This window comes from Pseudoalteromonas sp. MEBiC 03485, assembly GCF_004195145.1.
GTDB classification, from domain to species: Bacteria; Pseudomonadota; Gammaproteobacteria; order Enterobacterales; family Alteromonadaceae; genus Pseudoalteromonas; species Pseudoalteromonas apostichopi.
Genome location: NZ_SGBT01000001.1, coordinates 1,562,031 through 1,575,664, shown reverse-complemented (window position 1 = coordinate 1,575,664; position 13,634 = coordinate 1,562,031). Strand labels below are relative to the sequence as shown.

The 13,634-nt window shown below is 40.8% G+C and carries 15 protein-coding genes; 5 read left to right on the top strand and 10 right to left on the bottom strand.

The window, feature by feature from the left end; translation table 11 throughout:
• The first annotated feature begins 45 nt into the window (after positions 1 to 45).
• From EVU92_RS07260 to EVU92_RS07250, 3 genes are all read left to right on the top strand, one after another.
• Positions 46 to 1,572: a response regulator gene (locus tag EVU92_RS07260; RefSeq protein ID WP_130050639.1), complete on the top strand. Its 1,527-nt coding sequence runs from the start codon at positions 46 to 48 to the stop codon at positions 1,570 to 1,572.
• Between the two features lie 119 nt (positions 1,573 to 1,691).
• A complete protein-coding gene (locus EVU92_RS07255; protein WP_130050638.1) occupies positions 1,692 to 2,579 on the top strand; it encodes a LysR family transcriptional regulator in 888 nt (295 codons plus the stop codon).
• 130 nt (positions 2,580 to 2,709) lie between these two features.
• Entirely contained in the window at positions 2,710 to 3,330 is a 621-nt protein-coding gene (locus EVU92_RS07250; RefSeq protein ID WP_130050637.1) for a 2OG-Fe(II) oxygenase, read from the top strand.
• Here EVU92_RS07250 and ubiA read toward each other — a convergent pair whose 3' ends face one another.
• Complete coding sequence (gene ubiA / locus EVU92_RS07245) at positions 3,331 to 4,209, bottom strand: 4-hydroxybenzoate octaprenyltransferase (RefSeq protein ID WP_130050636.1); 879 nt, start codon at positions 4,207 to 4,209, stop codon at positions 3,331 to 3,333.
• Positions 4,206 to 4,751 carry a chorismate lyase gene (locus tag EVU92_RS07240; RefSeq protein ID WP_130050635.1) on the bottom strand — a complete coding sequence of 182 codons (546 nt, stop codon included), beginning with the start codon at positions 4,749 to 4,751 and terminating at the stop codon, positions 4,206 to 4,208. The genes ubiA and EVU92_RS07240 overlap by 4 nt, the downstream gene beginning before the upstream one ends.
• A gap of 165 nt (positions 4,752 to 4,916) precedes the next feature.
• Here EVU92_RS07240 and EVU92_RS07235 point away from each other — a divergent pair, with 165 nt between their 5' ends.
• Complete coding sequence (locus EVU92_RS07235; RefSeq protein ID WP_130050634.1) at positions 4,917 to 5,324, top strand: flagellar basal body-associated protein FliL; 408 nt, start codon at positions 4,917 to 4,919, stop codon at positions 5,322 to 5,324.
• A 192-nt stretch (positions 5,325 to 5,516) separates the two neighbouring features.
• Here EVU92_RS07235 and glpG read toward each other — a convergent pair whose 3' ends face one another.
• From glpG to EVU92_RS07200, 6 genes are all read right to left on the bottom strand, one after another.
• The gene (gene glpG / locus EVU92_RS07225; protein WP_130050633.1) at positions 5,517 to 6,332 is read right to left on the bottom strand and encodes a rhomboid family intramembrane serine protease GlpG; all 816 of its coding nucleotides are present in this window, start codon (positions 6,330 to 6,332) and stop codon (positions 5,517 to 5,519) included.
• A complete protein-coding gene (gene glpE / locus EVU92_RS07220; RefSeq protein ID WP_130050632.1) occupies positions 6,329 to 6,646 on the bottom strand; it encodes a thiosulfate sulfurtransferase GlpE in 318 nt (105 codons plus the stop codon). The genes glpG and glpE overlap by 4 nt, the downstream gene beginning before the upstream one ends.
• 54 nt (positions 6,647 to 6,700) lie before the next feature.
• On the bottom strand, positions 6,701 to 7,726 hold the full coding sequence (gene tdh, locus EVU92_RS07215; protein WP_130050631.1) for an L-threonine 3-dehydrogenase: 1,026 nt from the start codon (positions 7,724 to 7,726) through the stop codon (positions 6,701 to 6,703).
• Positions 7,727 to 7,781: 55 nt separating this feature from the next.
• Positions 7,782 to 8,978 carry a glycine C-acetyltransferase gene (locus EVU92_RS07210; RefSeq protein ID WP_054560964.1) on the bottom strand — a complete coding sequence of 399 codons (1,197 nt, stop codon included), beginning with the start codon at positions 8,976 to 8,978 and terminating at the stop codon, positions 7,782 to 7,784.
• Between the two features lie 149 nt (positions 8,979 to 9,127).
• A complete protein-coding gene (gene gmhB / locus EVU92_RS07205; protein WP_130050630.1) occupies positions 9,128 to 9,679 on the bottom strand; it encodes a D-glycero-beta-D-manno-heptose 1,7-bisphosphate 7-phosphatase in 552 nt (183 codons plus the stop codon).
• Positions 9,679 to 10,737 (bottom strand): glycosyltransferase family 9 protein, encoded by a 1,059-nt coding sequence (locus EVU92_RS07200; protein ID WP_130050629.1) that lies wholly within the window; start codon positions 10,735 to 10,737, stop codon positions 9,679 to 9,681. Before EVU92_RS07200 ends, gmhB begins: the two co-directional genes overlap by 1 nt.
• Before the next feature lie 124 nt (positions 10,738 to 10,861).
• Here EVU92_RS07200 and EVU92_RS07195 point away from each other — a divergent pair, with 124 nt between their 5' ends.
• The gene (locus tag EVU92_RS07195; RefSeq protein ID WP_130050628.1) at positions 10,862 to 11,584 is read left to right on the top strand and encodes a 3-deoxy-D-manno-octulosonic acid kinase; all 723 of its coding nucleotides are present in this window, start codon (positions 10,862 to 10,864) and stop codon (positions 11,582 to 11,584) included.
• Here EVU92_RS07195 and hldE read toward each other — a convergent pair.
• Both hldE and EVU92_RS07185 read right to left on the bottom strand, forming a co-directional pair.
• Complete coding sequence (gene hldE, locus EVU92_RS07190; protein WP_130050627.1) at positions 11,574 to 13,013, bottom strand: bifunctional D-glycero-beta-D-manno-heptose-7-phosphate kinase/D-glycero-beta-D-manno-heptose 1-phosphate adenylyltransferase HldE; 1,440 nt, start codon at positions 13,011 to 13,013, stop codon at positions 11,574 to 11,576. The two genes, EVU92_RS07195 and hldE, sit on opposite strands and share 11 nt — an antisense overlap.
• Positions 13,013 to 13,603: an SIS domain-containing protein gene (locus EVU92_RS07185; protein WP_054560969.1), complete on the bottom strand. Its 591-nt coding sequence runs from the start codon at positions 13,601 to 13,603 to the stop codon at positions 13,013 to 13,015. The genes hldE and EVU92_RS07185 overlap by 1 nt, the downstream gene beginning before the upstream one ends.
• Between the last annotated feature and the right edge of the window lie 31 nt (positions 13,604 to 13,634).

The window sequence follows — 13,634 nt, the reverse complement described above, 5'->3', positions numbered from 1 at the left end:
GCCTCTATACTTATTGTATGAGATACAACAATAAGTGGTGTTTTTGTGGATGATTTCTTATTTTCTGAAGAACAGTTAGAAGAAAATAATATAGAAACTGAAGAACCTGAATACTGGCATATTCTTGTTGTTGATGATGAAGAAGATATTCACCAAGTTACGAAACTAGTATTAGCTGGGTTCAGTTTTGAAAATAAAGGTCTGCGCTTTTATGACGCCTATTCTGCGGCCGAAGCAAAAGAATTTTTAAATAAAGATATTCCCTTTTCTGTTGCCCTAGTTGATGTGGTAATGGAAACCAACCATGCTGGTCTTGAGCTTATTCAATTCATTCGCGATGAAATAGAAAACCACGATATTCGTTTAATACTGCGCACAGGCCAGCCCGGTGAAGCCCCTGAAGAAGCCATTATCCGCGATTACGACATCAACGATTACAAAAATAAAACAGAGCTCACCGCGATTAAAATTAAAACCCTGCTCTACTCAGCCTTAAGGGCACATCGTGATATTCAAATTATTGACCGCCATAAGCATGGTCTTGAACAAATAATTAATGCTTCAGCAAATTTTTTAAAATGTGACAGTGTTCATGAGTTCGCCTCAACAATTTTAAGCCATGTCACTAACGTGATGGGAATTAATGATGCGCAAATCTATTGTGCTGCGGCTGTTAACTTACAATCGTCTCCAGCAAAAGATTTCCAGCTTCTTGCTGCCTCAGGCGTAGGTCCTACACCACAGCAAAATACCATTCCAGATGAGGTAAAAAACTTATTTATAGATGCACATGAGCGTAAGTCATCACTAAAAACAAGCAATGATTACATTGGTTACTTTCCTACCAAAGCTGGCCTAGAAACCATGCTTTATGTACATAAAGGTAGTAAGTTGCAAGCAACAGAGCATCAACTGTTAGAGTTTTATGCCAATAATATCGCGCTTGCTTACGATAATTTAAAACTCAGAGAAATGGTAAAAGAATCACAAAAAGAATTGTCGTACATTCTCGGTGAGGCTGTAGAAAAACGCTCTAAAGAAACTGGTTCCCACGTTAAACGTGTTGCTTTATATAGTGAACTGCTTGCTCAGCTTTCAGAACTAAACCCATTTCAATGCGAAATCATTAAACTTGCCTCACCTTTACATGACATAGGTAAGATCAGCATTCCCGATAACATTTTAAACAAGCCTGGTAAACTCACTGATGATGAATGGGAAGTAATGAAAACCCATGCAGAAATCGGCTACGAAATATTAAAAAATTCAAGTAACGAGATATTGACATGTGGTGCTTTAATTTCCTACCAGCATCATGAAAAGTGGGATGGTTCAGGATATCCGCAAGGTTTAATAGCAGACGATATCAATATAGTTGGCCGTATCACCGCCCTAGCAGATGTATTTGACGCGCTTTGCAGCGACCGTTGTTATAAGAAAGCATGGCCATTGGATGAGGCTTTAACGCTTATAAAAGATCAACGCGGGAAACATTTTGATCCAATTCTTGTCGACTTATTACTTGAAAATTTACCACTTTTCTTAGAGATTAAAGATCGTTACCCTGATTAGATGTAACTTTTCTGTAAAACACTTCCCAAAAAAGGTACAATAATTTACTATGCCTTCCGTGAAGTATAATAATACCGCCTATATGTAAAAAGGCTTACTTATAACAAGGGACTATTAAAGTGAGATTTGAACAACTTGAACAATTTGTGGCACTAGGCGTGCTGAGGCATTTTCGCCAAGCTGCAGAAAAAACCCAAATCAGCACTTCAGCGTTAACTCGCAGTATTCAGACGCTTGAAGATGAAATTGGCTATGAGCTAGTTACCCGCTCTACACGCTCAGTTAAGCTAACCAAAGAAGGTGAACTTTTCCTTGAGTACGCTAAACAAACCCTCGACAACCTTGAAGAGACCAAAAAACGTTTATTCGAATCTTTAAACGGTTGCACTAACGAAAAATTAGTTATCGGTTATACCAATAAAGCTAGCACGGTTGTTCCTGTTTCTTGCGGCCAATTTTTAGCGCAGTATCCACATGTAAAAATCGAGATGCAGTTACAAGAACAAAGCGAGCTTGTGCGTAAACTGCAGTTAGGTGAAATTGATATCAGCGTATGCTCGCAAGCAATGAACAGCATTGGCAGCGATATTCATTTACCCGATCAACTCATTATTTTTGTGGCTAAGAACCACCCACTTGCCAATAAAAGCGATATCAGTAAACGCGACTTTGCTGACTACCCAATGTACAGCTGCTTTTCTCAATCAAAACAGGTTCAATCTATGCTGAATGATGCAATTGAATCTTTTGATAAAACATCAAGTATAAAAGTAGGTAGCATTGAGCAAGTAATGGATGGCCTTAAAAAGTCAAACCACATCGCAATAGCCAGTATTGAACACACAAGTATTGTCTCTTCAGACCCAGATTTACTGTTATTGAAAACCAATAAAGGTATCGCACACGAGCAGCTGGTGATCCAAACTAACCAACAAATCAATGAAAATTCTCATGTTAGTCATTTACTTGACCTCATTGAAAAAACGGCGTTAGCAAGCCAAAGCTAAAAGCTATTTTATATGCTGTTAGCCTGTAATGAATCAGGCTAGCCCCCCCCCTTTTTTTTATTGCATAAAAAGCGTGCATCGCACATTTTTTCATATACACTTACTCACCTTTTTTTGATTGTGCATATGAATGACCGCACCACTAATTTCCGACTCTTATTTAGATGCCATCGAACAGGCTGGCTATGCTGTTGTTGAAAACGCCATTGATGAAAACCTAATCGCTGATTTAATTGCTGATTGCTATCGAATTAACCCACATTTTCATACTGCTGGTATTGGCCGTTTAACCGACCAACAAATAGATAAAACCGTGCGAAAAGATAAAACTTTTTGGTTCGATAGTTCAAGCCAAGCACAAATTACCTATCTGGCGACCATGGAAGCGATAAAAACACAGTTAAACCGTAGCTTTTATTTAGGGTTATTCGACTATGAATGCCACTATGCAAAGTATCAGCAAGGTGACTTTTATAAAAAGCATTTTGATGCTTTCAAAGGCCGTTCGAATCGAATTTTCACAACGGTTTGTTACTTGAACACGCCAGAATCAGGTGGTGAATTGGTAATTTACAAGCCAAAAAGTAAAGACATTGAAATTGTCATAAAGCCTCAAGCTGGTTTGCTGGTTATGTTTGAAAGTGAGCGCTTTATGCATGAAGTATTACCGGCACACGATGTTCGCTATTCCATTGCTGGTTGGTTCAGGAAAAATGCCTCAATCAGCGGTATTATCGACCCACCAAGGTAATTAAAATGGCAGTGGCAAGGATGCTGCTAAACCAATAAAAACCACCAACCCGACATAGTGGTTATTCAAAAATGCTTTAAAGCAAGGGTCTCTCTCTCGATTATGAATAAGCGTTTGTTGATAGAGTAAAAAACCAATCGCTGCAATTAACCCTAGCCAATAAGGCAAAGCAAGGTTGTTACTCTTACCAATGTAAGCAAGAATCATAATAAACAAAACATTGAGTAAAAAGATGATATGTCTGTCATAGCTGGCAAACAATATTGCCGTTGATTTAACACCAATTTTTAAATCATCATCTCTATCAACCATGGCATACATGGTGTCATAAGCCACAGTCCATACAAGATTAGCTGTAAATAATAACCAAGCTTCTAATGGTACAGAGCCAATTGATGCCATATAGGCCATTGGAATAGCCCAGCTGAATGCAGCACCAAGCACAACTTGCGGTAATTGGGTGTAACGCTTCATAAATGGATAACAAAACGCCAGAGCTAAAGCACCAAACGACAGTAAAATGGTTGGCAATCCGAGTGTTAACACTAAACCAAACGCTACCACGATAAGCAATACAAACAAGCTCAAAGCTTCACCACTTGATACCAAACCTGCTGCCAGCGGTCGCTGGGCTGTGCGCTTAACTGAGCCATCTATTTTACGATCGGCAAAGTCATTAATTACACAGCCGGCACTGCGCATCACAAAGACACCCAAACTAAATACCACAAAATTTAATAAGCTCGGTGTGCCAAGCTCAGCAAGCCACAGCGCCCAATAAGTTGGCCACAACAATAGTAAAGTGCCAATTGGCTTATCGGTACGCATTAACTGTTTATAGTAAGGTATATGTGCGACCTTAAGTGCAGCTAGCTTCATAGGTAAATATACGCTCCAGGTAAGAATACTTCAGCCACGAGAAAATGAGCATTAGATAAGCTAAATACACTGCGTCTTCCCCACAATGGTTGTGAAGAGTAGCCGATTTCAGCTGTTAAAGCTTGAATAGCGTGCTGCTGTGAAAACTCAGCAACTTCGATTTCAGTTCGCGATAAGCTTGGGTCTTGAAAAATAACATCGCCAAGCGGTCTTGTTCCCATACTTAGCAACTGTTGCTTTTTTAATGTATCATCCGCTGGCAACCAGCTTTGAGCATAAACCATTGGTTTACCATCACACAGAAGTAAAACTTCACGGTTTAATGCCTGACTTAAAGAAGTATTTAATAACGCTTGTTGCTCGCAGGTTAAGTCAAAAGGTGCTTCGTTTAAAACTTCAACTGAAAAAGCCTGACAATGACTTTTAAGCTTAGCCGTTAATGACCCAGCTTCAAGCAGCCAACCTTGCTGTTGTTGCGTCAAATCTGGAAATGCTGAAGCAGGCTGCCAATTTGCAGCTAGTGAAACTGGGAATGTGATCACAACGACTCATTATTTAAAAAAAACATGCAAATGATATCATCGCTGCACGTTTCGAAAAAGTCATGATTTAATCTCAAGCAAGGTTAAAAAACACAGAACAGCCTGTATCTTAGGTGAATTTGGGTATAGACTAAAAGTCATTGAAAGGGTGGAATATTCTTAACTATGAAAAAGTCATTGTTATCAATTTACTTGATAAGCATGCTGCTTGTTAGTGCAATAACAAGTTGCTCTGTGCGGGCTGAATCAAATGTTGGCTACTTTGGTTTTGAGCCTGACATCATCACCAACTACATAGGCCAAGGTAATAAAAAGCTTGGATATGTACGTATTACGGTGGATCTGATGCTTAATGATATGTCAGATATTGCTGTGGTAGAACACCACACTCCGCTATTGCGTGATGCGATTGTTGAAATACTCTCTAAAGAGCCAGAAGAAAATATTAAATCGCTTACCGGCCGCGAAGAAATCAGAAAGCGCTGTACCGAGAAGCTAAAATCACTACTAAAACAAGAAACAGGACAAGAGATTGTCCGAGAAGTGTTATTTACTAAGTATTTATATCATTAATTGTAAAATGGCGGCATTAGCCGCCATTTTTATACCAATCCGCTTAATTAAGTAGTCTATTTTGAGGCAATAAAACCTCGTTGATAACAAGGCAAAAATTTCGTTATTTAGTTGTTCTAAATGAGAAATTTTTAACGCAGTTAGCGACAGGTTTAATCCCTCAAAATGATTAAGTATTATTGCGGGTTGGTATTATTTACGCGATAGCAGCTTGTCAGACACGGCGTAAGCCATTCCAGCTAATAACCCCGCCAAATGTGCCCAATTAGCCATACTCACGGGCAACAATTCAACAAAGCCTAAAATAAGCCAAACCAGCATAAAACCGACGATGCTATTACTTACTAATGACGGCTCTGATGGCCTCATTACGCTGTAAATCCAACAAAAACCCAGTAAGCCATAAACAACGCCACTTAAACCACCAAAGTTCGGCCCTACAACTAAAAACTGTGCCCAGTTACTAATGAATGCAGTAACTAAAAATAAACCAACTAAAGTTAACTTACCGCTACGTTTTTCTATATCGTTACCCAGTGTCATCCACCAGATCAAATTAAAAATAAGATGGATAGCGCTAAAATGCACAATGGCAGGTGTAAACCAAGTTAGAGGCTGTGCAGGATTAAACTGCAACATACTATAAATAGTTTCAAAACCACCTAATAAGAAGGCTACAAATATAACAATCGACACTAATGTAACAGTACGATTTAGCCAACTTAATGCTTTAAAGCGAGCTTTTAAGTTAAGTGACTGACCTTGATATAATAGTGGCGATTGAGTGCTTCCTACCTGCCATGAAGCTTGCTGGTATTTTTCGTCATGTGGATTAGCAGCAAACTCCTGCCAAAGTGGTTGAGCTTGATGAAAGTGCTCTGGGGCAACACAAATAATCACGGTTTGTCCATCTTGTGAGCGCAACTCGCCATGTAACCCCTTACTTTTGATGTAATCTATAAAGCCTTGTGCGGCGCGAGGATTATTTATGCTGCCCAACTCAATCATCGTTCAATATGCTCCGGAAGTTGTGTCTGCCAAGCAGTAAAACCACCATCCATACTGTAAACGTCTTCAAACCCCTGCTCTACTAAGTAGCTCGCAGCACCTTGAGAGCTCACACCATGATAACAAACGATGATAATTGGCTGATCAAACTCTTTATGCATCATAAAATCACTGATGTTGGCATTTGATAAATGCTCAGCGCCTGGAATATGCCCAGTTTGAAATGAGTTGGGATCGCGAATATCAGCAATCACAACATCTTCTTTATCTAACAGGGCAAAAGTTTCGCTCACTGAAATATGTTTATACGACATAGTACTCTCTAAACTAAAAAGGCGGCCAAAGCCGCCTTATCAAACAACTTGGTATCAATCCCAGTTAAGGATCACTTTACCTGATTGGCCTGAAATCATTGTATCAAAGCCAGCTTGGAAGTCATCCACAGAGAACTGGTGAGTGATAATTGGCTTCAGATCAAGACCTGATTGGATTAAGCTCGCCATCTTGTACCAAGTTTCAAACATTTCACGGCCGTAAATACCTTTAATGATTAGACCTTTGAAAATAACTTGGTTCCAATCAACCGCCATATCTGAAGGTGGAATACCTAGCATGGCGATTTTACCACCGTGATTCATGTTGTTTAACATGCTGTTAAATGCAACTGGCACACCCGACATTTCAAGGCCAATATCAAAACCTTCTGTCATTCCGAGCTCTTTCATAACATCTTCAAGGTTATCAGTAGCCACGTTTACAGCACGGGTAGCACCCATTTTACGCGCTAAATCTAAGCGGTATTCATTTACATCAGTGATAACCACATGACGCGCACCAACATGTTTAGCAACAGCTGCAGCCATGATGCCAATTGGGCCTGCACCTGTGATTAATACGTCTTCACCCACTAAATCAAACGACAGCGCAGTGTGTACAGCGTTACCGAATGGGTCAAAGATAGATGCTAACTCATCAGAAATGTTATCTGGAATTTTAAATGCGTTGAAAGCTGGGATCACAAGGTATTCAGCAAATGCGCCTTCGCGGTTAACACCCACACCAGTTGTGTTACGACATAAATGTACGCGTCCGGCACGACAGTTACGACAGTGACCACATGTGATATGTCCTTCACCAGAAACACGGTCACCTACTTGGAAACCACGTACCTCCTGGCCCATATCAACCACTTCACCTACATATTCGTGGCCAACAACCATTGGCGTAGGAATTGTATTTTGTGCCCACTCATCCCATTTATAAATATGGACATCAGTTCCACAAATTGCTGTTTTGCGGATTTTAATAAGCAGATCGTTATGGCCAACTTCAGGCTTTGGCGCATCAGTCATCCAGATCCCTGGTTCTGCTTTTAATTTAGATAATGCTTTCATGATTCACACTCAATTAAACAAAACCGAAGCAATAGCTTCGGTTTAAGAAATAAAATTAGATAACACCCATTTCTTTACCAATACGGGTAAAGGCAGCAATAGCGGTATCTAATTGCTCTTTTGTATGCGCCGCAGAAATTTGCGTACGGATACGTGCTTGGCCTTTAGGTACTACAGGGAATGAGAAACCTGTTACGTAAATACCTTCAGCAAGTAATTTGTCAGCCATGGCTGAGGCAACTTTAGCATCGCCTAACATAACAGGGATAATGGCATGGTCTTTACCTGCACAAGTAAATCCTGCAGCTTCCATTTGTTCGCGGAAATACTTTGCGTTATCCCAAAGTTTAGCGCGTAACTCGCCACCATTGCTAAGCATTTCAAGTACTTTAATTGATGCTGTAACAATTGATGGTGCAAGTGAGTTTGAGAAAAGATAAGGACGAGAACGTTGACGTAACCACTCTACAATCTCTTTTTTACCTGATGTGTAACCGCCCGATGCGCCACCAAGTGCTTTACCGAGCGTACCTGTAATGATATCAACGCGATCTAGTACACCACAGTACTCAGGCGTACCTTTACCATTTTCACCAACAAAACCAACAGCGTGTGAGTCATCAACCATTACTAATGCATCATATTTATCTGCAAGGTCACAAACCGCTTCAAGATTACAAATAACACCGTCCATTGAGAAAACGCCGTCAGTTGCGATTAGTTTTGTTTTAGCACCCGCTTCATCAGCAGCAATAAGTTGCTTTTCAAGGTCGCTCATGTCGTTATTTGCGTAGCGGAAACGTTTTGCTTTACAAAGGCGCACACCATCAATAATCGAAGCATGGTTTAGAGCGTCAGAGATAATTGCATCATCTGGGCCTAAGATTGTTTCGAATAAACCTGCGTTTGCATCAAAACATGATGAGTAAAGAATAGTATCTTCTGTTTCTAAGAACTCAGAGATCTTTTGCTCTAAGGTTTTATGAATATCTTGAGTACCACAAATAAAGCGTACAGAAGCAACACCAAAACCGTGGTCGTCAAGGCCTTGTTGAGCTGCTTTAATTAACTCTGGGCTATTTGCTAAGCCAAGGTAATTATTAGCACAAAAGTTAATGACCTTATCACCAGAAGCAACCTCAATTTGAGCCTGTTGCTGTGACGTGATAACACGCTCGCTTTTGTATAAGCCTTCAGCTTTCACTTCATCAATTTGCTGCTGCAACTGATTAAAAAACGCAGATGCTCTCATCTGTAATCTCCACATATTCTTGTACCTAACCAGGAATGATTAGCATGACTTTAAATTTTGCGCCTATTGTAAAAGCTTAGGCGAACAATTGCACTGTTTGCAGTTCGTCGCACACCTTGAGGCGTGCGAAATAAAACTGGTCTTACCTGCTAAGATTGTAAAATCAAAGTAGGTAAATCAGCTAAAGACTCACAGACAATATCGGCATGTTGCTCTGTTGATTCTGCATAACTTTGCCCTGAACGAACTAAAACACGCGTAGCGATATTGGCTCTCTCAGCGGCAATAAGGTCGCCAAGCTTATCACCCACCATTATACTTTGTGATGGGTCGATTTGATGTTCTTTGATAGCTTGTAAAAGCATACCCGGAGCAGGCTTTCGACAGTTACATTCTTGCAAATAGGCAGGTTCCGCTTTGGTTGGGTGATGCGGGCAAAAATACACATCAAGAATAGCAACACCATGACGTAAAAATTCACCTTTCATCCACTCAGTGAGCTTAGAAAAATCTTGTTCTGAATAATAACCGCGACCAATACCCGACTGGTTAGTAACTATCACAATTTTATAACCCGCATCCGCAAAGGCTTTGCACGCCTCAAATACACCGGGTACAAATTCAAATTCTTGTGGTTTGTATACATAACCATGATCAATATTAACCACACCATCTCGGTCTAAAAATAAAACGTTGCTCATTACAGTTGCTCTTTGTGTATCACGTAGTCAAACATCGAAATTACCTTTTCGACACTTATTTGCGCCATTAAATCAGCCCCTTTAACGCGTACTCCCCAAGGTAGCTCTTGCGCCGTTTTGCCAGTTTGTTCAAGTAAATTTTGGTGATAAACCTCAACAACATAATCTTGATACAAATAAGGTCCTGTGCGTTTTGGGTTTGAATGGGCATACAAACCTATAACAGGTGTTCCTACCGTTACAGCCATATGCGCAGGCCCAGTATCAGGAGCTAACACTAACGCCGCACGTTTCAAAACACATAGCAGTTCTTTTAGTTGGGTTTTCCCTACTAAGTTAAGCACAGGAGCAGAACTATGTGCGATAATTTGATCTGCTAGTTCGTTCTCTAAAGGCGTTGGACCGCCGGTGATAACCACCGAAAAGCCTTGTTGATAAGCATGTTCAGCAAGTGCAGCATAACGTTCGGGTAACCAGTTACGCTCTTTTTTACTTGCCGCAGGTGAGATAACAAAAATACGCCCGGTTAAACGCTCTTCACCTAATAGCGCATCGGCTGCTTGTTGGTGCTGCTCGGTAATTGGCATTTGCCATTGAGGTTTGTAATCAGGCGTACCAATAGCTTGAGCAAAGCCTTTAAAGCCTTCTAATACATGAGCCTCTGATTGCGGGGCAATACGTTTATTAATAAACAAGCTATGTAACTCTTTTGAACGAGCCCAATCAAACCCCACTTTGACTTTTGCTGGAATACAACGGGCTGCTAAATTCGCTCTTAGTGCTACTTGCATATGTAATAGCACATCAAATTTACGACCTTTGAAAGTCTCTTTTAGTTGCTGATAAGCCTGTTTACCCTGCTTTTTATCGAATACAACAAACTCAACACCAGGTAAATCGGCCAATAACATAGCCTCAACTTTACCTATCACCCAGGTAATTTTTGCCTTCGGGTGTGCCTTTTGAATTGCTTGCACTGCTGATACGGCATGACATACATCACCAATAGCCGAAAGCCTTAAAATACAAATATCTGAATAGGAGGTTGATTGAGTCACGTGCGCCCTTAGCTACAGCAAATAATATGCGATCTTAAATTAACTTGATGCTAATGCAAGCACTTATGCGAAAAGCTAAAAATACGGTAAGATAGGGCTAATTTTATTTAATCTTGAAGTTGTTATGTTCGAAACTCAGCATCTACAAAACACCACACTTTTGTGTCACCCAGCCTATAAAGATGAGCTCACGCAACAGTGGTTTGATGCCAGTTATTGGCAACAACAAGAGAAAATAGTCGGAGCTAAAAAAGGCCGCGCAACAGCGTGGTTTTTTAAGCATCAACAGCTTACAGGTGTTCTGCGCCACTATTGGCGTGGTGGTTTAGTAGGTAAGTTGCTGAGCGACCAGTATTTATATTTTGGTTTAGAGCAAACCCGTGTCTATAAAGAATTCGCGCTGATGATGCGTTTGCGTGAGCTTGGTCTAAATGTGCCACCCCCTATTGCGGCAAAAATTACCACCAGTGGCTTTATCTATCGCGGCGATATCATCACCGAGGCGGTGACAGGGGCAAAAAGTGTGTTAGATATTTTAATCAGTCGCTCTCTCAGCCAACCTGAACTCAAAGCGATTGCTGCGACTCTCAGCGAGTTTCATAATCACGGCGTCTATCACGCAGACTTAAACATCAATAACATCTTATTCGATGATACAGGAAAGGTGTTTATCATCGACTTTGACCGGGGCGAAATAAAACAGCCGCACGCCAGTTGGCAAAAAGAAAACATTAAACGCCTTGCCCGTTCATTTGCAAAAGAGCAAGGCCGTAACGAAGTGATGCATTGGCATCAAAGTGATTGGCAATCACTGCTGTGTGACTACCAAGCTTTGCTTAAGACTTAATTTTGCTAATAACGTTAGATGTTGAGCACCCATTAAGAAACTCAAGTACTTCGACTTTTCCGCCATGGCGTAGAACATGATCAGCACCTGCAATTTGATCTACGGTGTAATCGCCGCCTTTGACTAGCACATCAGGGCTAATTTGCTCGATTAGCTTTGCTGGTGTGTCATTTTCTTCAATGCTGCCAAACGGAATAACCCAATCAACTGATGCTAGCGCACTTAATACCATGGCACGTTCATCCAGTGGATTAATTGGTCTTTCTGGGCCTTTTAAGCGAGAGATTGATTCGTCATTATTTAAGCCAACAACAAGCCTATCACCACGTGCTTTAGCCTGAGCAAGGTAACGCACATGACCAGCGTGAAGAATATCAAAGCAACCATTAGTGAAAACTATTTTTTCACCATTTTGTTTTGCAAACTCAATGTGCTGAAGCACATCTTCAAATGGTGTTTGATAATGCTCACCGGTTTGCTGTAAATATTGACCAAGCTTACGACTCAACTCTTCTGGCGATACTGTTGCTGCGCCAAGCTTACTTACCGCAATACCTGCAGCAAGATTGGCAATTTCAACCGCATCTTTTGCTGCCATACCCGCACCAAGCATCACTGCAAGCGTCGCGATTACGGTATCACCAGCGCCGGTTACATCACTGACTTCAAGCTGCTGGGCCGCAAAGTCGAATTTATCTGTCTGACTGATTAACGACATACCATGCTCTGAACGAGTTAATAGCATAGCGGCAATACCCGCTTCACTAATTAGCTTACGAGCACTATCAGTTAAGCTTTGCTCAGAATCAGTTTTACCACCAGCAAGCTTAAACTCATTTAAGTTAGGGGTAATGTAATCAGCACCGCAATATAAGCTTAAGTCGGATGATTTAGGGTCGATAAGTACCGTTTTACCTGCTTTCTTTGCAACCTGAACCATTTGTTGAATTAAGCTAAGAGATCCTTTGTTGTAATCAGAAAACAACACAAAATCGTAGTCATCTAACACCAGCTCTAAACGGTTTAGTAACAATTGGCTGTGTTGCTCAGTGAAGGTCTCTTCAAGATCAAGACGTACAACTTGTTGATGACGGCTAATAACACGCATTTTGGAAATAGTTGGTAAATCGCAAACACTGACTAATTGCGAATCAATTTTTTCTGAACTTAAAATTGTTTCAAGAATTTGCCCGCTTTCGTCTTCACCAACTAAGCCTAACAAGCCCACTTTACCATCTAAACGTGCAATATTTTTTGCTACGTTGGCTGCGCCACCTGCTTTGTCTTCAAACTTACTGACTTTTACAACAGGTACTGGAGCTTCAGGCGAAATACGCCCTGAGTCGCCATGCCAGTATCTATCTAGCATGACATCACCAACGACTAAAATACGTGCCTTTGAAAGGTTTTTTAGTAACGCTAAATCCATTACTTTTGCTCCGCTACAACCATATCGATGGCTTCGCATAACCAATGACCGATGAACATATGCGCTTCTTGAATACGCGCTGTTTCATCATTTTTAATGATAATTGGTAACTTAGCGATGTCTTTTACCTTACCACCATCTCGGCCTGTTAATGCGACTGTAAAAGCGCCGATTTCATTTGCAGCTGCCAGGGCGAGGTTGATGTTAGGGCTAGTACCAGAGGTAGTTAAACCAATCACTAAATCTTCTGGCTTACATAACGCCTGCACTTGACGCTCAAATACAGTATCAAAATGATAGTCATTACTGTGAGCGGTTAAAATTGAGGTGTCCGTTGTCAATGCAATAGAAGCTAATGGACCTCGTTCCAATTTATAACGCACAACAAACTCAGCAGCTAAGTGCTGAGCATCTGCCGCGCTACCACCATTACCAAACCAAATCACCTTACCACCCGCTTGCAAAGCACTGTGGCATGCTTCAAGTAATTGCATCACTTCAGGGTGGTAGGTTTCCATCGTCTCAAACAACATTTGATGACGATTTAAACTTTCGAGGTAGCTTGCCGCTACTGAATCAAGATTTGACATAGATATTCCTTAAAAAGTATTAACGGCTTTG